The sequence below is a fragment of the Euryarchaeota archaeon genome, assembly GCA_016207515.1.
Classification (GTDB): Archaea; Thermoplasmatota; SW-10-69-26; order JACQPN01; family JACQPN01; genus JACQPN01.
Window position 1 is genome coordinate 147,589 of the sequence record JACQPN010000002.1, and the last position, 20,989, is coordinate 168,577.

Sequence of the window (20,989 nt, forward strand, 5' to 3'; positions counted from 1 at the left end):
ACGTGTTCCAGATTCTCGTCGTTGGCCACGACGTTTGGGCGGCAGAGCCTTCGCACGGTCGCGGCACGGGGGGTCGGATGATGGCGATCGATCTTGCCCGGTTGGCGCGCGGCATCGGCTTCGCGCTTCTTTACGCCTTCTCGCTCGCCGTCATACTATGGCAATCCCCGATCTACGCGACGCTTCCCGGCGACATCCCGTTGCCATACATCCACTTGTTCCCGCTCGGACCCTTGGCAGCCCTCTTCTTTGTGGCGGCCTTCTTCATCACGATGGTGGCAGTGCTCCCGAAGCGTCACGAGGTCGGCGCCTTCGTCATCCCGCTGACCGTCACCCTCCTCATCACCGGCTTCGCCTTCAGCAACATCGATTGGACGCGCGTGATCGTGAACCTCCACCTCACCCAAGGGGGCCTCCCGCCGGCGCAAAGCGTCGTGCTCACCTGGGTCCCCCTTTCCATACTCGTCCTCTACTTCGAGAACGAGGAGGCCGTCCGGCTCCGCAGACACTACGTCGCGAAAGGCATAGACGAGGCGGAGGCGCAAGATGCGGCGAGGAACGTGCGGATATCGAGCCTCCAATGGATACTTCCGGCCGTCGCGACGACGCTCATCGTGTTCTTCGCGTTCAGTTACTCTCGTAGCGGCGGCCTACAGGATGCGGTGAAGAGCCTTCCCATCGGGATAATCTTCGTCCCGCTGATGCTTGCCGTGTTCGTCGCTGTGCTCGCGTACGTGTTCAGCCAGCGAAAGTGAGGGGGCGGTCGAGTGGATGGCGCGGGAGCGAGGCCGGGGACCGCGCCCATCGCCTGAAAAACCACGTGACAAGGTCGAGCTGGTCTGCGCGATACGTCAATGCCAATCCCTTAAATACCTCTATTAGAATCCGGGCCCGAGCACGATGGCTTTCCACTCTTCACGCAACAGAAGCGTCCTCGTGACGGTCCTTCTCTTGGCGGCGGCCGTGGCGGTTGCCACGGACATCGAGGCGTTTTCAGGCGGATTGGACAGGCGGATCGACCCAGATCTCGTCGTCGGCTGTACGTGCCACAACAAACTTCCAAGTAGTGCAGTGAAGATCGGCCTCGAAGGCATCCCAGCGAACTACACGATCGGCGACAAGTACACCCAGAAGACCTACCCGATCAACATCTCCATCCTCTCTGGCGGGCCCGACGTAGCGCCGGGAAAGGCTCAAGGCGGGTTCAACCTCAACGTGTCCGCGGGAAGACTCCAGGTGCCCAAGGACGCCAAAGACGTCCAGATAATGGAGATCACGAACGATGCGACGCAGACCCCGGCGGGGAACAAGCAGCGCTCGTGGATGGTCGAGTGGGTCGCCCCGGCCGCCCCGAGCGGCCCCGTCGAATTCATCCTCACGGTGAACGCCGTGAACGGGAACGGCGTGCAGGACGAGGAGGGTAAGACCCCCGAAGTCGGCACCGCCCAACAAGACGCTTGGAACCGCGTCATCCTCATATCGGAGGGCTCGGGCGCCGCGGCCGCCGGCGGGCACGCGGGCGGCGGCATCCCCGTGAACGAGATCGGCGTCACCTGGCACGCCCACTGGGTCGGCGTCGCGTCATTCTTGGCGCTTTTCGTCCTCTATGTGTTCACTTTCTTCATCCTCCGGTACGGTGAATCGAAGCATGCGACCGATCACCGCGACAGGAGCGAGGGCGCTTCGAAGGGCGCCGGGTCCGTCGTCACCGACGCGAAGACGAACAAGCTCCTCATGTGGATGGCGATAATCGCTGCGATTCTCATCGCACTCGAGATCGCGTTCGCTTCAAAGCTCATATAGGAGGAACGGAAATGGCCGCTACCCAACGCACGATCAAGAAGGGGCCGCAACAGGGCGACGTGACACGCTCGGAAGCGGCGACGGAGCCCCCGTCGGTCGCCGTCGCCATCGTCCTCCTGTCCATAATCGTCCTCTACTTCTCCGTCGCCTTCATAATAGGCCTCTTCGCGGGTGGGAACACCATCGCCACCCAACAGGTCCTGGCGCTCGACCTCGGTGGCGCCTTTATCGGCATGGCGTTCATCCTTTCACTTTACAGGCGCTACTTCCTTCCAGACGTCATGGTAGTGAAGAAGCGACGCGACAAGTACGAAGACTTGTGACCGTGCATGATGCCCGGTCGGAAGGCCACGTGAGCAGTATGGGCCGTAATGGAGCGGCCTTCAAAGGCGGAACCGACGAAAGATGGACATGAAGGGCTTGGGACCAAGATGAGCATCGACCCCGAACTGGACTCTGAAGGCGGAAAGGGAGGAAAGATCTCCCGTCGGGCCTTCGTCAAGGGTGCGATGGGTGTAGCGGCGCTTGGAGCCACCGGTGCGACCGCGGCGGCCATCCTCAACCCGTTCTCCGTCCAAAAGGGCGGTTCCTCGGTGGTCGTCCCGTTCATCGGCGCGAAAAAGGTGAGCGGTCCGGCGCCTCAAGGGATACCGCAACTTCCTCTCAAGATCAACGGCGCGGGCGAGGTCGAGGGCGTCCCAACCGACGGAAAGACGAATTTCCTCGACTGGTTCAAGTACTGCGGCCACGACGCCGCGCCTGGCCTTCAGGAAAGTTACAGCGCCGGCGACAACGTGCTCGAATACTTCCTCACCGAGGAGAAGGTCGTCTCCATCCCGGATTCCGGTTTCGAGTTCTGGTACAAGTCAAAGCTCGGCTCCCGTGTCCTCGCCTCGGATTTCGATGGGCCGCTGAGTGCCACCGGTGTGGGAAAGGGCGCCGCCGTCAAGTGGCGTAGCAAAGGCCAGACCGGGAACAACATCATCACCGCCATCATCGTGAAAGTCGACCCCTCGAAGCTCAATTTCGAGCCCGCCGGGATCAAGAACGGTTTCCTCGCAGGGACACCTGGACTTCCGGACAAGAGCGGGAGCCTCATGGCTTTCGTCTCGTTCTGCAAGCACTTCTGCTGCGTCCCCGGCTACCACGAATCGAAGACGGCGGCCTCCCAGGGATTCTCGGACAAGCTCTTCTGCACCTGCCACTTCTCGGTCTATGACCCCGTCACCATCAAGGCATACGACCTTGTCCGCACCGTGGAGGACGGACACTGATGGCGACCACCACGAAGGAAGCACAAGTCGCGACGACGCGTGTCTACAGGAAGGTCACCCTTTTCGAGAAAGCCTTCCTCATCACGTTCGCTTGGCTCGACGAGCGATTGCGCATCAGGGCCTACATGGACGATCTCAGGGACTTCTACTACGGGCTCAACATGCAGTTCCCGCGTAGCCACACCGAGAAGTACAAGCTCCGCTCCATCTGGTACTGGTACCCCCTGTATTCCTTCGGAAGCATCTCGTTCATCGCCTTCATAGTCGCGACCGTCTCGGGGATAGTCTTGGCGCTCTACTACATCCCGTCAACGGCCCCGAAGACCGTGATGGGCTTCGAGGCGTCCGAGGCCTGGGGCTCGGTCGTCGACATAATGATCAACGTGCCGTTCGGTTTCATGATCCGCGCGATACACTTCTGGTCGGCGATGATAATGGTGGCAGCTGTCGTGCTCCACATGATACGCGTCTATTTCACGCAGGCCTACAAGAAGCCCCGCGAACTGAACTGGCTCATAGGTGTCGGGCTCTTCGGCGTGACCATCCTTCTCGGCTACTCCGGGTACCTTCTTCCCTGGAGCCAGTTGAGCTTCTGGGCCGGCCGCATCGGCCTTGAGATGTCGCTTGCCTCTCCCGTGATCGGGAATTGGCTCGCCGGGATGCTTTTTGGCGGGCTCGAGTTGAGCCAGGCCACGGTCACGAGGATGTATGTCCTCCACATCTTCCTCCTCCCGGCCGTCGCTTTCGGCCTCATGATACTGCACATGACGCTCGTTTGGATGCAAGGCATCGCGGAGCCGCATTGACATGACCATGGACGCCACGCCCCGGGACGTAAGCGCGAAGCGCCCGAAGGCAGCGGTGGCTTCCATTCCCCGCGTGTCGAGCGGCGGATCCTCGTCACAGATCACCATCGTGCGCCGGCTTGAGGCGCGGGGGACGGTGTCCCTATGAGCCTCTCCGAGCTCACGATGGAATACCTGAAGGACGCGAAGGCCATCGAGGCGGACAAACGCTCGAAGAAGCGTTACCGCGCCGTCGAAGGCCACCCGTTCTGGCCACACGAGGTCGTTCGCGACAGCGCGATGTTGTTCTTCTTCATGGGGATAATAATGGTGCTTTGCGCCCTCACGCCTTATTACCTCGAAGCACCGGCGAACCCGGCGGGGCAGCCCGAGGTGATCCTTCCTGACTGGTACCTCCTTTGGTCGTACGGCCTTCTCAAACCAGGGGTCGCGATCCCGATAACATTCGGTGAGACGGAACTCGTGAGCGGGAAACTCATGGGGATCCTCCTCAACATGGTGTTCGTAGGCATCCTCGCGGTCATCCCCTTCATCGATCGGGGAAAGAGCAAGCGGCCCGTCGAGTCTCCCTTCCAGGCGGCCTTCGGGATAGCGGGGCTGGTGTTCACCTTCATGGTGACGTTGTACTCGATCAACGGCGTCGTCTACGTCGAGTACGCAAAACCCATCTATCCAGGCATCCCGACATATGGTACGGATATCCTAGTCCCCGAGGTGTCGCTGCTCGCTTGGCTCGTCTGGACGCTGCCAGTCGTCTTCTTCGCGATCACCTACATGGGACTCAAGAAGGTCCAGAGGTTGGGCGGCTACGAGTTCAACCTGAACAGGACGTATTACAAGGTAAGGTAGACGGGACCATGGCGCGATGAGCCAAAAGGTCTCCCCCGAGTCGTTCAAACGCCTCGTCCGTTTCGCGCAACTGTTCGGCGCCGTCCTCTTCGCGCTCGGTCTTGACAATTCCTTCGGCATCACCCACGTCTTCCCCGTCAATCTCCCCTTGGGGCTTTCGCTTCTTGTGGCCGGGATAGGCGTGAGCGTCATCCCGGTCTTTTTCGAGACCGAAGGGTACGGCCGCACGCAAAAGACCGGTTTTCTTGGAAAGAAGGTCTGGATCGACGAGTCCGAAGCGCTCAAGGACGCGCGCCCTGCGGTGACACTCTACGTGAGAAGCGAGTGTGCCCTCTGCGGGGAGGCCGCGACGCTTCTTGAGGCGCTTCAGAAGGAATTCGTCTTCGACATTTTGGAAGTGGACGTCGATTCCGACCCGGCGCTCATGCGACAGTACGGTGACCTCGTCCCCGTCGGGGTCCTACGTGGTGAAGAGATCTTCCGGCTGCGCGCCGAGGTCAAGCCCCTGCGCAAAGCGTTGAAGCGCCGCTTGCTGTAGGCGTCACGCTCCACGACCGGGAAAGCGCGCCACGCGTTTTGGAAAGAACCTCTCCGACGTAAGGCGGCGGAGGTGTCGCGTCATCGCTTGCGCCCAAGCGACAGGGCCAGCGCGACGGAGAGGGCGAGCGCGCCGAACTCCGGGCCGGGCGCGGGTCTTGTCCCGTCGCCACCCTCCAGGTCCTTCGCGCCGTCTGATTCCCTGACCGTCGTTTGTGGGTCTCCAGGCGGTCCCTTGACGGGCACGTTCACGACGACCTGGTCGCCCCCGCCGGTGACGGTGACCGTGAGGTTCTGGCTGGCGCTTGATATGACGGGAGTACTCACCTCGAGGCTGAACTGGCCGGTGGAGATGCTCGATGAGATAAGCGTAAGGGCGCCGATCCGCGCTTGGATCTCGAAATGTCCGGCCGCGCCGCTCGTGAGCGTCCCTTCGAGGTAGAACACGTCGCCCGAGAGGACGGTCCCGGGTTCCGGCTTCGTCACCACGAGTTCGATGTCGCCGGAGCCACCTGATGTCCCCGTGTGCAGTTCGTCTTCCCCCTCGCCCTCGGCGACGAGGACGACCGTCGATGTCGCGGCATCGGAAATCGCGCGGCCATCGCTTGCAACGACGCGGATCGGGACTACGCCGCGTTCGAAGAGCGCGTTATGCACGTCGAGACGCCAGGTCTCCGAGCCGGTGGCGATACGTGTCGGGCCGTTTCCGATGGTGACGCTCACCGTGAGCGGGTCGCCGTCGACATCCTCGGCCGTGCCCCGTATCGTGAAATTGCGGCTCAACTTGGCCCCGTCACGGGGTGAAGCGATGACGACGCGCGGGGCAGTGTTAGGTGCGAGCATGGTGAAGTTCCCGTTCGCGTAATCGACGCCGTTACTCGTGCCGTTCGCCGCCGTCACTTGGAGCCTCACCTGGCACAGGGGGCCGCCGTTGCAACCGTTCTTCTTGTAACTGTGGTTGTTCAGCGGCCCGCCCGCCCCGCCCGTACCGTCGCCCCAGAACCAGTTGTAGTACAATGGCCGACCGTACGGGTCGTAACTCGCGGAGGCGTCCACGTGGAGTTCGAGTCCGTCCGCCTCGCCCGCAAACGTCGCCACTGGCACTTCGACAGCATGGGTACCGCCCGTATGCGTGACACCGATCCCCCCCGGTGAGATCGCTCCAGCGAACGACGAAACGCATGAGGCGGCCACCAAGACAGCGACGATGGAGGCACGGGAAGGGGGTCTTCTTGCCATTGTCCGTCGCTCCAAGAAGCGCCCTTCGCTTAACTTTTTCTCCCTTGGAAACCACTTCCCGAACCCTTAAGTACCGATCTCCCGATGCGCCGTCAACATGCCGGACGAGAAGTTCGATTGCATCGTCGTCGGCGCCGGGTTGGCAGGCCTCGCGGCCGCCTACCAAATGGCGACGGACGGCCTCCAAGTGCTGGTCGTCGAGAAGGCGAAGGTGCCGGGCCAGAAGAACGTCTCGGGCGGCAGGATGTACTCGCACGCGCTCGCAAAGCTCATCCCGCGCTTCTGGGAGGAAGCCCCGGTGGAGCGGGCGGTGACCCGGGAAGGCGTCACGTTCATGACGCGTGAAAGCGCGTTCTCCATTGATTTCGAATCGAAGAAACTCGGCGACCTGCATAACTCCTACAACGTCCTTCGAACGAAGTTCGACGCGTGGTTCTCGGAAAAAGTGGCGGCTAGGGGCGCGATGATCATCCCGGGTGCTCGCATCGACCGGTTGCACATCGAGGACGGTCAGGTGAAAGGGGTCATCGCCGGATCCGACAAGCTCCTTGCCGATTCCGTCGTCCTTGCCGAGGGCGCGAACCCGCTCCTTGCCGAACAGGCCGGACTCAAACCGCCGTTGAAGCCCCATCAGACGGCCGTCGGCGTCAAGGAAGTGATCAAGCTCGGTGCCGACGTGATCAACGACCGGTTCAGGTTGGGAATGGATGAGGGCATGGCGCAGGTCTTCGTCGGCGCCCCCACGTCGGGGCTTCCAGGGGGCGGTTTCCTCTACACCAACAGGGACTCCGTATCGCTCGGCATCGTGATGCCTATCGATTCCGCGATGGGCTTCGAGCATGCTCGCGATAAGAGAAGGCAGGTGCCGGAACTCGTCGAGGACTTCAGGACGCACCCGTACCTTGCGAAACTCCTTCGAGGAGGCGAGGTCGTCGAGTACAGCGCCCACATGGTGCCCGAAGGCGGCTACCGCCAAGTGCCGAAGGTCCTGGCCCACAACGGGGCGCTCTTGACGGGCGACAGCGCGGGGTTCGTCATCAACGCAGGCCTCACTTTCCGCGGCATGGACCTCGCCATCGAATCGGGGCGCATCGCCGGCGTCGCCGTGAAAAGGGCGAAAGACAAGGGCGATTTCACGCGAGGCGGCCTCAAGGAATACGAACGCCTCCTGAAGCAGAGCTTCGTGCTCAAAGACATGAAGCGTTTCAGGAACGCGCCGGGTTTCCTTTCAAACCCCAGGATGTACACGACCTACCCGGAGATGATCTCGGACCTCTTCGAGACGCTCTTCACGGTCGACGGGGAGAAGCACCTGTCAAGGAAAGAGGTGCGGCAGGTCTTGATGAGGCACGTAAGCCCTGTTACCCTCGCTATGGACGCTTTGAAGGGGGTGCGCTCGCTGTGATCGTGGCCAGCCTGGTGCATGTCCTGAGTCCGCGCCTCCGTCCGCGCGTCACCCAATGCCCCGGAGGTCCTCGCCATGGGCCTTGCTGAACTCATGAAGCGCCTCTCCATAGAGGAGCGCTTGGGGACGACGGTCTTCGACCAGTTTGAGGAGCCGCACATCACGGTCGACAACCGCCTCTGTGTCGATTGCGTGGAGAAGCCGTGTCTCAACACGTGCCCTTCGCGCCTTTACACCCTTCACGAGGGCGTTCTCACGTTCCAGTACGAGGGGTGCGTCGAGTGCGGGACCTGCCGCGTCGTCTGCCACAACGGTGGGAACAAGGCGGTCCGGTGGACGTATCCGCATGGGGGATTGGGGGTCAGGTACCGTGAAGGCTGATTCCGGGCCGTTGGCGCGATTGAAGCTCGGGGAAGGATAGCCACGGATTGGAGGATCGTCCGCCTCGGCTCGATCGATTCGACCAACGACGAGGCGAAGCGACTCGCCGAAAGCGGTGCAGTGCATGGCACGGTCGTCGTCGCCAGGGCACAAACGGCGGGCCGCGGCCGGGGGGCGAGACGCTGGCATTCACCCGAAGGCGGTCTTTGGTGTTCAGTGCTTTTGAGGGAAGTTCCGTCCGGCGTCTTGGTTCTCCCGATGGTGTTCGGCGTTGCCGCCGTTGACGCCGTGGAGAAGGCCGCGGGGAGGTCCTGCCGACTCAAGTGGCCAAACGACATCATGCTCGACGGCCGTAAACTCGGCGGCATCCTCATAGAGCCGCGTTGGAAGGGCCCGGAGCTCGACTTTTGCGTGTGTGGCGTCGGGATGAACGTCAATAACCCGCCCATGGAACTGGAAGCGGGTCGCGAAAGTTCGAATCTGGCCGGGGCCACTACGCCCGACGAGTTGCTCGGGGCGCTCCTTGACGCCCTCGCCACCCGGCTATCGGAAAACGCGGCGGCCTTGAAAGCGGATTATGAGGTGACGTGCGAGACTTTCGGCAAGGATGTCGAGGTGCCGAGAACGTATGGAGGCGGCAGGGGCCGGGCCGTGGGCGTCGACATCGACGGGAGGCTGATCGTCGATACCGGCGGGAGGCGTGTCGTCCTTTCATCGCTCGATTGAGGATGTTCCTCCAAGCTTCAAGGACGCGTGGTCCGTGCCCCTGTCTTTCAATGTTCCCAAGTTCAGGATGCTTCCGGTCCCGTGGCGATGCGGTGGCATGAGCGCCGAGTGGACCGGGTCTTTACAAGGAGGCGGTCATGGTTCCTCGATGCCGCTACGCAGTTGTGAGATGGCGGCCGGGTCCGGGGCCTCCAAGGCGCTGGGCCCCTTCAGTTCGTGGAAGTACCTGTCGAGCGCCTCGGTGATGGTGTCGCTGATCTGTTTTCCCGTCAGCACCTTCATGGAGTGCAGTTTGATGTGGTAATTGATAGGGATCTTCACCTTCACTTCCTTCAATCGCGCCAGGTCCTCGTCATTCGGTTCCATGAAGTTGCTCCCCCATGTATCTAATCATTTCAACAATTTCGTTGAAATGTTCTTGATTACAGAATGTTACCTCGTTTGCTTAAAGCTACGCCTTTCGGGCTTTGTGGCAGTGCATCTTCTGCGGAAAGATTTCGCGACAGTGTATGAAACCGGGGTGCACATTTATCAATGGGCGGCGTTAGCGTCTCCACATCGTATGAAACGGCGCAATGGGATGAACGGCGCGCATCAAGCCGCGGACGCGATACGCCACGTCGGCGACTTCGCACGCCTTGATATCGACCGGGAAAACCGCACGGGGATACCCGAGGTGGTCGTGGCAGAAGGAAAGACCGCGACCCAATTGGAGGCGATCGTGGGCGCCTACGCCGACGCGAGACCGCGCGTGATCGTGAGCAGGATCGACCGGGCAGAGGCCCGGCGCTTGCGCATCCCGAAAGGGCGGTCCAAAGAATACAACGAGGCGGGGAGGATACTCGTCATCGCGAAGAAAGGGAGCCGCACACCGCTCCAGCGAGGGATCGTGGCCATCGTCGCTGCGGGAACGACCGACGTGGGTGTCGCCGAGGAGGCCCGGGTCGTCGCAGAGGAGATGGGGGTGCGCGTCGAGACCCATTACGACGTAGGGGTCGCGGGGCTCACGCGCCTTCTTGCTATCGTGGATAAACTCAAGAGAGCGGACGTCATCATCGCGGTCGCCGGTCGGGAAGCGGCCTTGGCGCCCGTGGTGTCGGGCTTGGTGGACAAGCCCGTCATCGGATTACCGGTGTCAAGCGGTTACGGGTTCGGCGGCAAGGGAGAGGCGGCCCTCAAGGCGATGCTCCAATCCTGCTCGCCCATCACCGTCACCAACATCGACGCTGGATTCGTTGCCGGCGCGTGCGCCGCGCAGATCGCCCGAAACGTCTGGAAGGCGGCCGGCAAGGGAGACCAGGGCATCCGCAGACGGGCACCCCTGCGGAAAAACGGTCATGAGGGAAAGTAGTGGACGACGAAACCGACGCTGAACTCAAGGAGAAGAAGACGCAACGCGCCGACGCGGAAAAAAGGCTCGAAAAACTCTACGAGCGCCGCGACGACCTCAATAGTGAGGCGCGCACGGCCCGCGAGGAGCGCGACGTCGCCAACGCCGAGCGCACCCGCATCATCGATGCGGTGAAGAAACTCCAGGCGGAACGGGACGCGTTCAACGCCGAGATGAAGATCCACAAGGAGAAGCGCAACGAGTACCAGGACGCAGCGCGCGCCCTCATCGACACGAAGAGGGGCAAACGCGAATCCGGCCCGCGAGGACAACGCGGCCGCGCCGTGGAACTCGATGCGGAGATAAAGACGCTCGAATTCAAGCTTGAGACGGGCGTCATGAAGACGTCCGAAGAGAACGACATCATCGACGAGATAAAGGAGCGGCGAAAGGAGCTCGACGAGGCCAAGAAACTCGCGACCGTCGAGGTCGATCTCCTCACTGAGGTGAAAGACCTGGATACGAGGATAGACGGGCTTCGAAAACTCGCCGACGACGAGCACGCGGAGGTCGTGAGGCTGTCAGACTTGGCCCAAGAGGTCCACGCCAAGATCCAGCCCATGAGGACCGAGCTAGACCATCTCAGGGGCCGCTCCGACGAGAAGCACAAACAATACCTTGAGCTGAAGGCCAGGGCGGACGAGTTCCATCAAAAGGCGGTGGCGCTACGCGGCGAGGTCCTGTCGATCCGCGACGAGGAGCGGAAGATCTGGCAAGAGCACAAGGAACTCGTCGACAGCCACGGGAAGAAAGTGAGGGACGCCTTCGCCGACGAGGCTGCAAAGGACAAGGAAGCGGACGAGGCCTTGCAGGCGCTTCTAAAGAGCAAGAAAGTAAGGCTCTAGACAGGGTCCAACGCCCCAGCGCGTGTCTTGGGCAAGGCCCATGAAGCGGGTTTTCCCGCAAGCAGGCCCGGGCATCGCGTTTTGCAACGGGGCGCCGGTCCATTCGCCCCGGCCGGGCTCCATGCACTTAACCACAGGCTGTCGGGGAGAATTGCCCCAAAGGCCTTGTTTCCCAATTCCCCAGGTAAGAATCAACCGCCTCGTTTCTGGTTACTTTTACCCTTAAACACCTGAGGTACTTCCCCTCCTTTGGCCTTAGAAATAGGTTGGAGTACTTCTTACGAAACGGCGCTCGGCGCCACGGACGCGACTGGTCACTGGTTGCGGGACGGAAAAGGATCCGCCCGGCTTGCCTGATCGGGGCATCGCGCCTCGGGAGACCGAAACAGAAAAAGAGGCTGCAAAAGACATGAACGTGAAAATCAGGGACATAGAGAGGCTGATGGCAGAAGGCTACGACGTCGAGGACGTATCGAGCGATGAGGAAAGCATCTACGTGACGCTCAACGGGAACACCGACGGCTTTCCGGTAAGGCGCGTGGTAGAACTCGACCACGACGACGCCGCGGAGATCCTCTTCGGAGGCTCATGGAAGCGGGACCCGGCGTTGCTCGCAGCGCCGCTCCTTTAGCGATCAGACGTGGCCGGCACGGACGGCGCGGGCAAGTGGACCCCCGCGCCCTCGTTTTTTCTATCCTTCTTCGGTGGCCCAGCCTTTGCCAAGGGAAACGACCACGCAGCAGGGCTTCGCCCCGGGCTTTGAACGATGGCGTCATCGCGACGGCATGATCCGGCGCACGACCGATCTCCTTCACGCCAGAAGCAGTTTCCCGTAGAACCAGAAACTCGATAACTCTGCCTTCGTCCCGCGCGACCCTTTTGCGGCTTCGACGCAAAAAATGTCGACGGAAAACTCACGCAAGGAGGAGTTTCACGTAGAACCAGAAACTCGAGAACTCCGCCTTCTTCTCGCGGTCGGCGAGCATCTCGCTGATGATCTCGCGCACCTTCGGTCGCGTCGCAGCTCGCCGCAAGACGAAGTTGAGAAGCCAGGTCCTGCGGCCGATCTTTTGCAGCCTGTAGCTCGCCTGGAGCTCGTGGTCCAAGGTCTTCCAGACGTTGGCCTCGTACGATTGGAGGCGTTTTTCAGAGAAGTCTTTCTCTTTCGAAGCGCTGGCGATGGTCTCGGCGGCGAGATGTCCGGAGACGAGCGCGTTCCCGATCCCCTCGCCGCTGAACGGGTCGATGAGTTGCGCCGCGTCGCCCACGAGCACCCAACCGTTGCCGGCGAGTTTTCGGTGCTCGCTTCCGCACGGGAGCTTCCAACCCTTGAAAGAGCCCGGCACCTCCTTGGCGTTCTTGAAACGCTCCTTGAACATCGGGTGCTCGCGGATGATCTTGTAAGTCTCGTCCTTCAGGTTGACCTTGTGGCCGTTCCTGGCCTTCTTGAGATCGGTCTGGATCATGCCGGAGCCCACGTTCGCCATGCCGTTCTCGAGGGGGAATATCCAGAAATACCCGGGTAGAAGCGAATCGACGAAATGGATCTCGATGTTCTCCGTGACGTCGGTGACGCCTTCGTAGTAGATGCGAAGCGCCCCGATCCAGTGGTCGTCGTGCTCCGTGAAGGCACCCACCTTCTTCGCGACGACCGAAAGCGCCCCATCCGCCCCGACGACCACGTTCGCCGTGAACCGCTTCTCGACGCCGTTGTGCTTGCCAACGACGCCCGTCACCTTGCCGTCCTGCCAAGTGAGGTCGGTGGTCTCAAAGTTCTCGTACGTCGTGACGTTAGGTTGCGCCTTCGCGTTCTGGAAGACGATGTTGTCGAACACGTAGCGGCGCGACACGTAGCCGGGGTTCAGGTACTCGTGGCGGCGCTGGCCCTTCATCGTCTCGGGGTTCACGCGTTTTGGGAAGGGGATGGTGACGAGGTCGCCCTTCGGGGAGGAGAAGGTGACGCCGTTTGCGAGGCCATGCGGCTCCTTTTCGACGTACTCGGTGAGACCGAGTTCGCTAAGGACCGAAATGGATTTGCCCGAGATCGCGTCCCCGCAGGTCTTGTCGCGCGGGAACGTGGCCCTGTCAAGAAGAAGCGTCTTGAGGCCGTGCCGGGAGAGGAACGCAGCGCAGCTTGAACCACCCGGTCCTCCGCCGACGACTATCGCGTCAAAATCGATTCCACTAGTAGGCGCCAAGGGTCGTCTCCAAGTTGGATAGTGGCTGGAGAAAGGGGCAGGTCACATGAACGTTTCGATTGTCAAGATGATGGTCGGCGGGGCCCAAGGGGCGAGATAGACGGATGAAGAGGGCGATGACGTCGCCGACAGCCCTACGTTTTCAGCCGCCGCCAGACCAATCCCGGCTTATCCGGTCTTTCCAGACGCTCCACAGGTATTCGCAATCGCTATTGGCCTCGATGTGCCGATAGAAGCCTAACCCCTCATCGGCCATGCTACGGTGGCAGAAGTCGCAAGTGCATACGCCGTTCGAATACATGGGTGAACCTCTTGGTCGTTTGCAGACTGCCACAAGAATCCGCGCTATTCTCGATAAACGTTTTGATTCCGATTGTCATCAAATGACCGACATTGCGTGAAAAACGCGGTCAAATGTCCTCCAGATTTCCGGCCTTGGTCCGGTCTCCTTGATGGGCGGCCCTCAGCGTGGCGCGGGCGGCCGTTTGTCGCACAACAAGCCTTATGAAGGGTCGAGCCGACTTATGCGACCGATGCGGGCCGCGGTTTCCCTAGCGACGGTGCTTATTTTCACGGCCGCCTCGGGCTGCGTGACGCAAGGGCCCGGAGGCGTCGATGCGAACTCGCTTTCCGGCCTGATTCCGGACGACCTCGCGGGCGTGGCCTCTGGTCTCACGATGAGACTTCCGGCCATCGTGGATCCCGAACGCTGGTCGGGCGAACCGTCCATCCTCGTGACGAAACACGGGACGATCCTCATCACGGGCGCTGGAGGCGCGACTCGTTATGCGACGAACCCCGCGGACGCTGCGACGGATGCCGGTCAAAGCTACATCTGGCGTAGCAGCGACGGCGGCAAGACGTGGGACTTCGTGGACCTTCTAGACATCATCCGCGCTCGAAACGCCGGGCCAGGCGTCGAATCGGACCTGGCGGCCGATTTCGCGGGCACCATCTATTTTCCCGACATGTCCGGTGCTTCCGTCTCGTTGGGCACGAGCTCCGATGACGGGAAGACGTGGCCGTTCGTGAACCCGATCGCCTCGACTCTGCCGGGAATCGACAGGCCGTGGGCCGCGGCGTCCCGCAATGGATTCGTCCATGTCTCGTTCCTCCAACTCGCCGCCGGTCACTACGTCTCAAGCTCGGCCAACAGCGGTTACACGTTCGACGCGCCTGTGAAGCTCGAAGGCTGCGGCGGAGTCGGCAACATCGCCGCCGACCCGGAGGCCGGCACCGTCTACCTCGCTTGCCTTAGCGGCGCCGACGTGAAACTCTTCCGCTCGCAAGACGGAGGCAAGACATTCGAATTGACCACTATCCACAGGGACCGCGGGAACTTCACCACCATCATCGGGCCCTGGGTCGACGCCGACAGCGACGGGATGGTCGCGATAACGTGGACGGAAGCGCGTCCCGAGGGCGGCTCGTCGGTCTACTACACGTTCAGTCGGGATTCAGGCAAGAGCTGGACCGAACCGCGCCGCGTCGACACGCTCGACGGGACCGCCATGATGGCCACGGTCGCGATCCATCATGACAGGCGTGCCGTCGTTGCCTGGTACGGCGCCGGCGAGGCCGGTTCGCCTGACTCTCTCGACGTGGATTGGTACGTCGTCATGGCCGCCATCGAGAACCCGGGAACGCCCGCCGAGACGATGACCGTCGGCGACGCCGTCGGCAAACCGATAAAACACGGGCCCATCTGTGGAAGTGGCCTTGGATGCGTCACGGACAACCGCGCGAAGGACCGCAACCTCCTCGACTTCTTCGAAGTGGACCTCGACGGTCAAGGAAAAGCGCATATTGCGTACACCGACGCTAGCGGCGCGGTGCCGCTCATCGGCTACGTCGGCGAGGCTTGAACCAGTGGGCGCAAACGCGGCGCCTGTCGTTCTTTCCGTACTAATGGTCCTATCCGGTTGCATCAGCGGGACCGGACCGGCCGGTGATGCCACTCGCTCGGAGCTCCTGGGCAGCGTCGAGCTTGCAACGCCACCCCCTCCGCTCGTTCTCGAGGCCTGCCGAGGCTTCCTTTTCGAATGGCCGGTGCCGGTCGAACGCCTCACGCCCCTCGTTCCCAGTCCTTTCAAGGTGAAGCCGCTCGTCGAACGCCAGACGCAAGAACGCTTACCGGCGGACCCGGTGGGACTACTCAACCTAGAGGTGATCGCGTGCGGCGAAAAAGGGGCGGTTGCCTACCTCGCGATCCTAGGGACCGATCTCGTTTCGCCCGCCGGAATGGATGCCGACACCGGTCGATCCCTGTACGTTTTCGATCTCTACGCCGGGGGCGAAGCGCTCGATTACTACGCGTTCTTCGGACATCCGCTCGAAAACGCCTCCGGCGACGTGGCCCTCACGAGTGCGGCCGGTGAATGGAACCGCGCCGTAACAACCATAGCCTCGGGAGGGCGCGAAATCTTCAGGAGCGAGGGCGCAAACGGCGCCGCACCCGAGGAATTCAACCCGCAGCGGCACTATTTCCGCCTCGAGCGCGACACCGTGTACCAGTTCGACGGCGGATGGCGGACCCACCTCACGGAAGGCTACGGGACGGTCACCTATGCCCCAGACTCAACGTTTGCAGGCGTCCTGCCCCACGAAGCGACGCCCGTGGACTATCACCTTCTCAACCCCGCCGCCTTCCAAGGGGCGATGAGATTGAGAGAAGCACCCGCGTGAGCACGCGTCAGCCCGGTGGGAGAGCGAAGGTTTTGTTCCCGCCCGCTACTTTGGCTTGTGCTCGCGAAACACCATCGCCCAGTGCGACAGTTCGTGCCCCAACTCCTCGAGGCGCACCCGCACCTTCGCGTTGGTGATCTCGCCAGTCATCTCGTCCGATTCGACGTGGCGCACCAATACCTGCGACGGAAGCACCCACGCATGGAGCCAGCGGAAAACCGTGCGCAGGTCGTTCAAGGCGTTGAAACTCGAGCCCGTCGAGACGAGTGCGACCGCCTTCCTGTCGAAGTCTCCCATCGAGAGGTGGTCGAGCAGGTTCTTTATCGTGCCCGAATAGCTCCCGTGGTACTCCGGGCTACCGATGACGAACCCATCAGCCTCGGCGAAGCGCTGCCGGATGGGGTCGAATTCCGGCGAAAAGCGTTCCGGGTGGAACATGGGCACCTCGACCTCGGCAAGGTCCAACATCGATGTCTCGGCCCCCGCTGCTTTCGCGGCCTGTAGGACCGCATCCACCGCCCGGCGCGTGTTGGATCCTTCGCGTAGCGACCCGACCACGCCGAGGATCTTCACCATCAGGGCACCGACAGTCTGTCCCGTGGGAAAAGTCTTCGGATTCCAGGCCGCCGGCACGAAGCGAACCGGGACCACGTGCCCCGGGACCGGGGTGAAGCCGGCCCCGCTTTCGCGCCCTTCGGGGCCTATTCGACGCGGTGGCCGTTCTCCTTGTACGTCGTGACGACCATCATGGTCTTCGTGTCCTCTAGCCCATCGAGCGGCCCTAGGCTTTTCACGATGAAGTCCTTCAGTTCGCGATACGAGCTGAACGCGGTCTTGATGACGATGTCGTCCTCGCCCGTGACGAGGTACGCATGCTGGATCTCCTTGAAGTTCGCGAGTTTTTCCGCGATGTCGTCGGCTTTCGCCGTGTCCACCTTGAGGAGGATCAGCGCCTCGACCGCCCGTTGGGCGTAAGTTTTCGAGTCTGTTTCGCTCCCGGAGGCTTCCCGCGCCATTTTGGCCACGGTGACGGTAATGTGGGCGCCTTATAAGATTTTTCGTTGACACCGGCGGGTGGGTACACGAAAGTTTGGCGGCACATCGGCATTGTCGTTGGCACAATGCCGCGCGCGGGGAGCGCGCGAGGTTACATCCATGAAAGGGGCCGCAACCCATGGGCGCCCATCATCTTCATATAACCACAGCCCGCTACGCCGCGCCAAGGTGTGACCCTTGGCACAGGTACCAAATCCCCTCGAAGTCGCGAACAGGCAATTCGACATTGCGGCCGACCATCTGAAGCTCGATGAGAGCACGCGCAATTTCCTGCGCTCCGCAAAGAACGTCGTCCGGGTCTCGGTACCCGTGCGGATGGACAACGGTGTCGTCAAGGTCTTCATCGGTTTCCGGTCCCAGTACAACGACGCACGCGGCCCCTTCAAGGGCGGCATCCGCTACCACCCTAACGTCACGATGGACGAGGTCATCGCCTTGTCCGCGTGGATGACGTGGAAGTGCGCGGTCGTCAACATCCCGTTCGGCGGCGCCAAGGGCGGCGTCATCTGCAACCCTAAGGAGATGAGCCAGAAGGAACTCGAAAGCCTCACTCGCCGCTACACGGCCGCGATCTCGGACGTCATCGGTCCGGCGCGTGACATACCGGCCCCCGACGTCTACACGAACGCCCAGACGATGGCGTGGATCATGGACACCTACTCGCAGATCAAGGGTGTCCGCACCCCCGGCGTCGTGACCGGCAAACCAATCGAAGTGGGCGGTTCCGTCGGCCGGGACCAGGCGACCTCCCGCGGCGCGCTCATCGTCGCCCGCGAGGCGCTGAAGTACAAGAACCTCGACGCGAAGAACGCCACAATCGCGATCCAGGGATTCGGCAACGCTGGTGAGAACTGCGCCGTCTTGGCCAAGTCCATCCTCGGCGGCGGCAAAGTCGTCGCGGTGTCGGATTCGAAGGGCGGCATCTACAACCCGAGCGGGTTCGACGTCACCGCACTCGTCACTTTCAAGAGCAAGACGGGCTCGGTCGTGAACTTCCCGGGCTCGAAGAACATCTCGAACGAGGAACTCCTGACGCTTCCCGTCGACCTCTTGATCCCGGCGGCACTTGAAGGCCAGATCACGAAGGAGAACGCGGGCCACGTCAAGGCCAAGGTCATCGTCGAGGCCGCGAACGGCCCCACGACACCTGAGGCGGACGACATCCTGTTCAAGAACGGCACGCTCCTCTGCCCCGACATCCTCGCAAACGCCGGCGGCGTCACGGTGAGCTACTTCGAATGGCTCCAAGGGTACAACGAGTTCCCATGGAGCGAGGAACTCGTCAACAGCCGCCTCGAGGAGATGATGGTGCGATCGTTCGGCGACGTGAAGAAGGTCGCAGAGGAGAAGCGCGTGCACTGGCGGACGGCCGCATACGTGGTCGCGGTCGGGCGCGTGGCCAAGGCCCTCAACCTTCTCGGGATATGGCCGTAACGCATTCTACATAGATCAACGAGCGGGGTCGCCTTCTTGCGGCCCTGCGCTTTCCTCTTTTTTTCACAAACGCATTTTAACCAGCGTCGCCCTTGCCCGTCCCATGGTAGAAGAACGTTCCGCCGGCGCCCTGGTTTTCAGAAGGTCGCCTTCCGGCCCCCTGTTCCTGCTGCTGAAGTACGGTGCGGGCCATTGGGATTTCCCTAAGGGCCATCTCGAACGCGGCGAGGAGGAACTCGACGCGTCCCGGCGCGAGATCGAGGAGGAGACGGGGATCCCGCCGCTGGCGCAGCGCTATATCGCCGGTTTCCGGGGTATCAACAACTACGTCTTCCGTCGCGGCGCAAAGACGGTGAAGAAGAACGTCGTCTTCTTCCTCGTGGAGACGGCCGTCGTGGACGTGAAGCTCAGCCACGAGCACCAGGCCTTCGATTGGGTCGAATACGAGAAGGCAAGGTCGATGTTGACCTACGACACGGCCCGTTCTATCCTCGACAAGGCCTGGAACTTCATGGCCGTCGAGAAGTTGAGATGAGTGGACTTCCGGCCACCGGCGCCACAATGTCGCTGGGAATGCGGCGTCGATCGCACACTGGCCTCGAACCGCTTGGTGGACTTTCAGATCACGGCGCCGATGGTCTGCGAGTCGAGGAAGTCCATGTCCATGAACACGAGCGCGTCCCGGGCGTCCCTTGCCGTTATCGTCTTGCGTCCGGCGAGATCGGAAAGCAGGGACGCCCTCCACCAAAGGTCCGTGGCCAACGTCACGGTCTCCTCGAGCCCAGCCTGGCACGCGTCGATCTCGTAACCTGAGTCTGCGACGATGAAGTACGAAAGGCCGGTGAAGATGTCGCGAGACAGCGTGAGGGAAACGTATTCCTCGAGAACCGACCTGGCATCAGGCTCCAGTGGTCGCAAGCCTATCGAGTCCACGTCGCGTCGCGACACGGTCTCCTTCACGCCCGTTTCTTCGAGGCGCCTCTGGACCAATTCGCTGCCATCGATCGAGAACAGGTGCCAGCCGAGGTCGGGATCGATGTACACCGGGAGGTCGCCGATGTCGTCCGTCTCGAATACGCTCCGCACGGTCTCATCCACGTAATCCGGAAAACCCGCCGCGCTGCTTACGCGGATCGCGGCTTCGTACGGCGCCTGGATCGCGTCTTCCCAAGGAAGTCCCGTCGCTTGGGCGAGGAAGTCCCGGTCGAACAGGTCGGACGCGAGCGGGCGCAAGGCGGTGACGATCTCATCCTGCGTCCGGTAGGAGCCGCGCTCTCGCGCCTTCTCCTCGAACCGGCGGTACGCGGCCCGCGATCGGCGCAGTGTCTCCTCGACCGGGGCCTTGGCCACGACCTCCTTGGCGTAAGTGAGAGCGTCGGTGCGCCCTGCGGAGCGTTCGATTCCGTCGAGGCCCAAGGCGCCTTTGGCGTTTCCTGCGAGGCCTCGGCACGAAAGATCGACATTTACTTGCGCTCGTGTCCCGCAGTGGATGTGGAACGGGAACGACGAGCAGTATCGCGGCCGTTTCTCATAGATAGTGCAGGAGCGGTCTTTGAGGAAGCGGCACGCCCCACCTTCGCCTTGGAGCTTGAGGCGATGCGTGCCGCCTTGCGAGATCAATGCGGGCTTCAGACCAGGATCCATGAGGAAGACGTTGACGAGGCCGCGCTCGACCTCGGGCGAACAGAGGCAACAGTACCCGCAGCCTTCGAGGCAGACGAAGCCCTTGCCCGCGGCCTCGACGTAATCGACCTCGAGTTCCACGGGCGCGCAAAGATGGCGCTCGTATATTAGCGCATCAGGTGGCTTCCGGCGATGGAGGGGCCCCATTCCGGAGATTTCAAGACGCCCTCCATTTTTCATCCCGCATGGAGGGTTTCCGCCTTGACCGCGCCACGGGGCCGGGAATCCACCCGCTTACGCGTCTTGCGACCGGCCTCGGCGGTTCGACGGCGCTACGGGAAAAGTGCGGCGGGGCCCGCCAAGCCGAGGACTTCGTCGCGACCGTGGAGGCGGTGGTCACGACCGACGAGGGATTCATGAAGATCGACGTCGGGCGGGGTGCCATCGAGATCTCCGGGCCATACCTTTCGACCGGCGATGAACGGCACATCTACCTCGACTTGATCCACGAGCTCATCCACATCCAACAGCATAGGCGCGGGTTGGAACTGTGGGACCGTCGCTACAGCTACGTGGACCGCCCGACGGAGATCGAGGCGTACAAGGCGGCGGTCCTCGAGGCGCGCTCCCTTGGTTTCACGGAAATCGAGATCGCCCAATACCTCGAGGTCCCGTGGGTCAGCCCCATAGATCATCGGAGACTATTGGAGACCCTAGGGGTCAGAAGTTGACCGTGTG

At 62.0% G+C, this 20,989-nt stretch carries 25 protein-coding genes; 19 read left to right on the forward strand and 6 right to left on the reverse strand.

Going from position 1 to position 20,989, the window contains the following annotated elements:
* The first annotated feature begins 2 nt into the window (after positions 1–2).
* From HY556_01230 to HY556_01265, 8 genes are all read left to right on the forward strand, one after another.
* Complete coding sequence (locus tag HY556_01230; protein MBI4392407.1) at positions 3–755, forward strand: hypothetical protein; 753 nt, start codon at positions 3–5, stop codon at positions 753–755.
* Between the two features lie 145 nt (positions 756–900).
* A complete protein-coding gene (locus tag HY556_01235) occupies positions 901–1,803 on the forward strand; it encodes a hypothetical protein (protein ID MBI4392408.1) in 903 nt (300 codons plus the stop codon).
* An 11-nt stretch (positions 1,804–1,814) separates the two neighbouring features.
* Positions 1,815–2,126, forward strand: coding sequence for a hypothetical protein (locus tag HY556_01240; GenBank protein ID MBI4392409.1), 312 nt, complete (start codon positions 1,815–1,817; stop codon positions 2,124–2,126).
* 108 nt (positions 2,127–2,234) lie between these two features.
* Positions 2,235–3,077: a hypothetical protein gene (locus HY556_01245; protein ID MBI4392410.1), complete on the forward strand. Its 843-nt coding sequence runs from the start codon at positions 2,235–2,237 to the stop codon at positions 3,075–3,077.
* Positions 3,077–3,883, forward strand: coding sequence for a cytochrome b N-terminal domain-containing protein (locus HY556_01250; protein ID MBI4392411.1), 807 nt, complete (start codon positions 3,077–3,079; stop codon positions 3,881–3,883). Before HY556_01245 ends, HY556_01250 begins: the two co-directional genes overlap by 1 nt.
* A 1-nt stretch (position 3,884) precedes the next feature.
* On the forward strand, positions 3,885–4,031 hold the full coding sequence (locus tag HY556_01255) for a hypothetical protein (protein MBI4392412.1): 147 nt from the start codon (positions 3,885–3,887) through the stop codon (positions 4,029–4,031).
* Positions 4,028–4,732 (forward strand): cytochrome bc complex cytochrome b subunit, encoded by a 705-nt coding sequence (locus HY556_01260; protein MBI4392413.1) that lies wholly within the window; start codon positions 4,028–4,030, stop codon positions 4,730–4,732. Before HY556_01255 ends, HY556_01260 begins: the two co-directional genes overlap by 4 nt.
* 16 nt (positions 4,733–4,748) lie before the next feature.
* A complete protein-coding gene (locus HY556_01265) occupies positions 4,749–5,270 on the forward strand; it encodes a glutaredoxin family protein (protein MBI4392414.1) in 522 nt (173 codons plus the stop codon).
* Positions 5,271–5,350: 80 nt separating this feature from the next.
* Here the strand turns inward: HY556_01265 and HY556_01270 are convergent, their stop codons facing one another.
* On the reverse strand, positions 5,351–6,508 hold the full coding sequence (locus tag HY556_01270) for a hypothetical protein (GenBank protein MBI4392415.1): 1,158 nt from the start codon (positions 6,506–6,508) through the stop codon (positions 5,351–5,353).
* A gap of 97 nt (positions 6,509–6,605) precedes the next feature.
* Between HY556_01270 and HY556_01275 the strand changes: the two genes are divergently transcribed.
* From HY556_01275 to HY556_01285, 3 genes are all read left to right on the forward strand, one after another.
* Positions 6,606–7,913 (forward strand): FAD-dependent oxidoreductase, encoded by a 1,308-nt coding sequence (locus HY556_01275; GenBank protein ID MBI4392416.1) that lies wholly within the window; start codon positions 6,606–6,608, stop codon positions 7,911–7,913.
* Between the two features lie 93 nt (positions 7,914–8,006).
* Complete coding sequence (locus HY556_01280) at positions 8,007–8,294, forward strand: 4Fe-4S dicluster domain-containing protein (GenBank protein ID MBI4392417.1); 288 nt, start codon at positions 8,007–8,009, stop codon at positions 8,292–8,294.
* 18 nt (positions 8,295–8,312) lie between these two features.
* The gene (locus tag HY556_01285) at positions 8,313–9,020 is read left to right on the forward strand and encodes a biotin--[acetyl-CoA-carboxylase] ligase (protein MBI4392418.1); all 708 of its coding nucleotides are present in this window, start codon (positions 8,313–8,315) and stop codon (positions 9,018–9,020) included.
* 135 nt (positions 9,021–9,155) lie between these two features.
* On the opposite strand, the gene HY556_01290 is transcribed toward HY556_01285, so the two are convergent.
* Positions 9,156–9,386, reverse strand: coding sequence for a hypothetical protein (locus tag HY556_01290; GenBank protein MBI4392419.1), 231 nt, complete (start codon positions 9,384–9,386; stop codon positions 9,156–9,158).
* Positions 9,387–9,582: 196 nt separating this feature from the next.
* Between HY556_01290 and larB the strand changes: the two genes are divergently transcribed.
* From larB to HY556_01305, 3 genes are all read left to right on the forward strand, one after another.
* Positions 9,583–10,371 (forward strand): nickel pincer cofactor biosynthesis protein LarB, encoded by a 789-nt coding sequence (larB, locus tag HY556_01295; GenBank protein MBI4392420.1) that lies wholly within the window; start codon positions 9,583–9,585, stop codon positions 10,369–10,371.
* A complete protein-coding gene (locus HY556_01300) occupies positions 10,371–11,255 on the forward strand; it encodes a hypothetical protein (protein ID MBI4392421.1) in 885 nt (294 codons plus the stop codon). Before larB ends, HY556_01300 begins: the two co-directional genes overlap by 1 nt.
* A gap of 349 nt (positions 11,256–11,604) precedes the next feature.
* Positions 11,605–11,886 (forward strand): hypothetical protein, encoded by a 282-nt coding sequence (locus HY556_01305; GenBank protein ID MBI4392422.1) that lies wholly within the window; start codon positions 11,605–11,607, stop codon positions 11,884–11,886.
* Positions 11,887–12,169: 283 nt separating this feature from the next.
* Here the strand turns inward: HY556_01305 and HY556_01310 are convergent, their stop codons facing one another.
* Positions 12,170–13,453, reverse strand: coding sequence for a geranylgeranyl reductase family protein (locus HY556_01310; GenBank protein MBI4392423.1), 1,284 nt, complete (start codon positions 13,451–13,453; stop codon positions 12,170–12,172).
* Positions 13,454–13,986: 533 nt separating this feature from the next.
* On the opposite strand from HY556_01310, the gene HY556_01315 reads away from it, so the two are divergent.
* Positions 13,987–15,318, forward strand: a complete 1,332-nt coding sequence (locus HY556_01315; protein MBI4392424.1) for an exo-alpha-sialidase — start codon at positions 13,987–13,989, stop codon at positions 15,316–15,318.
* A gap of 4 nt (positions 15,319–15,322) precedes the next feature.
* Positions 15,323–16,138, forward strand: coding sequence for a hypothetical protein (locus HY556_01320; protein ID MBI4392425.1), 816 nt, complete (start codon positions 15,323–15,325; stop codon positions 16,136–16,138).
* 45 nt (positions 16,139–16,183) lie between these two features.
* On the opposite strand, the gene HY556_01325 is transcribed toward HY556_01320, so the two are convergent.
* Both HY556_01325 and HY556_01330 read right to left on the reverse strand, forming a co-directional pair.
* Positions 16,184–16,714: an NAD(P)H-dependent oxidoreductase gene (locus HY556_01325; GenBank protein MBI4392426.1), complete on the reverse strand. Its 531-nt coding sequence runs from the start codon at positions 16,712–16,714 to the stop codon at positions 16,184–16,186.
* A gap of 125 nt (positions 16,715–16,839) precedes the next feature.
* Entirely contained in the window at positions 16,840–17,154 is a 315-nt protein-coding gene (locus HY556_01330) for an Lrp/AsnC ligand binding domain-containing protein (GenBank protein ID MBI4392427.1), read from the reverse strand.
* A gap of 217 nt (positions 17,155–17,371) precedes the next feature.
* On the opposite strand from HY556_01330, the gene HY556_01335 reads away from it, so the two are divergent.
* A complete protein-coding gene (locus tag HY556_01335) occupies positions 17,372–18,628 on the forward strand; it encodes a Glu/Leu/Phe/Val dehydrogenase (protein MBI4392428.1) in 1,257 nt (418 codons plus the stop codon).
* Between the two features lie 103 nt (positions 18,629–18,731).
* Positions 18,732–19,163, forward strand: a complete 432-nt coding sequence (locus HY556_01340) for an NUDIX domain-containing protein (GenBank protein ID MBI4392429.1) — start codon at positions 18,732–18,734, stop codon at positions 19,161–19,163.
* A gap of 83 nt (positions 19,164–19,246) precedes the next feature.
* Here the strand turns inward: HY556_01340 and HY556_01345 are convergent, their stop codons facing one another.
* Entirely contained in the window at positions 19,247–20,392 is a 1,146-nt protein-coding gene (locus HY556_01345; protein ID MBI4392430.1) for a YkgJ family cysteine cluster protein, read from the reverse strand.
* A 104-nt stretch (positions 20,393–20,496) separates the two neighbouring features.
* On the opposite strand from HY556_01345, the gene HY556_01350 reads away from it, so the two are divergent.
* On the forward strand, positions 20,497–20,982 hold the full coding sequence (locus HY556_01350) for a hypothetical protein (GenBank protein ID MBI4392431.1): 486 nt from the start codon (positions 20,497–20,499) through the stop codon (positions 20,980–20,982).
* The last annotated feature ends 7 nt before the right edge of the window (positions 20,983–20,989 follow it).

Coding starts and splice junctions, on each gene's coding strand:
- HY556_01255 (MBI4392412.1), top strand. CDS start 3,885: ATGACCATGGACGCCACGCCCCGGGACGTAAGCGCGAAGCGCCCGAAG.
- HY556_01280 (MBI4392417.1), top strand. CDS start 8,007: ATGAAGCGCCTCTCCATAGAGGAGCGCTTGGGGACGACGGTCTTCGAC.
- HY556_01270 (MBI4392415.1), bottom strand. CDS start 6,508: ATGGCAAGAAGACCCCCTTCCCGTGCCTCCATCGTCGCTGTCTTGGTG.
- HY556_01240 (MBI4392409.1), top strand. CDS start 1,815: ATGGCCGCTACCCAACGCACGATCAAGAAGGGGCCGCAACAGGGCGAC.
- HY556_01350 (MBI4392431.1), top strand. CDS start 20,497: ATGGAGGGTTTCCGCCTTGACCGCGCCACGGGGCCGGGAATCCACCCG.
- HY556_01315 (MBI4392424.1), top strand. CDS start 13,987: ATGCGGGCCGCGGTTTCCCTAGCGACGGTGCTTATTTTCACGGCCGCC.
- HY556_01245 (MBI4392410.1), top strand. CDS start 2,235: ATGAGCATCGACCCCGAACTGGACTCTGAAGGCGGAAAGGGAGGAAAG.
- HY556_01325 (MBI4392426.1), bottom strand. CDS start 16,714: ATGGTGAAGATCCTCGGCGTGGTCGGGTCGCTACGCGAAGGATCCAAC.
- HY556_01250 (MBI4392411.1), top strand. CDS start 3,077: ATGGCGACCACCACGAAGGAAGCACAAGTCGCGACGACGCGTGTCTAC.
- HY556_01330 (MBI4392427.1), bottom strand. CDS start 17,154: ATGGCGCGGGAAGCCTCCGGGAGCGAAACAGACTCGAAAACTTACGCC.
- HY556_01260 (MBI4392413.1), top strand. CDS start 4,028: ATGAGCCTCTCCGAGCTCACGATGGAATACCTGAAGGACGCGAAGGCC.
- HY556_01235 (MBI4392408.1), top strand. CDS start 901: ATGGCTTTCCACTCTTCACGCAACAGAAGCGTCCTCGTGACGGTCCTT.
- HY556_01265 (MBI4392414.1), top strand. CDS start 4,749: ATGAGCCAAAAGGTCTCCCCCGAGTCGTTCAAACGCCTCGTCCGTTTC.
- HY556_01340 (MBI4392429.1), top strand. CDS start 18,732: ATGGTAGAAGAACGTTCCGCCGGCGCCCTGGTTTTCAGAAGGTCGCCT.
- HY556_01290 (MBI4392419.1), bottom strand. CDS start 9,386: ATGGAACCGAATGACGAGGACCTGGCGCGATTGAAGGAAGTGAAGGTG.
- HY556_01275 (MBI4392416.1), top strand. CDS start 6,606: ATGCCGGACGAGAAGTTCGATTGCATCGTCGTCGGCGCCGGGTTGGCA.
- larB (MBI4392420.1), top strand. CDS start 9,583: ATGAAACGGCGCAATGGGATGAACGGCGCGCATCAAGCCGCGGACGCG.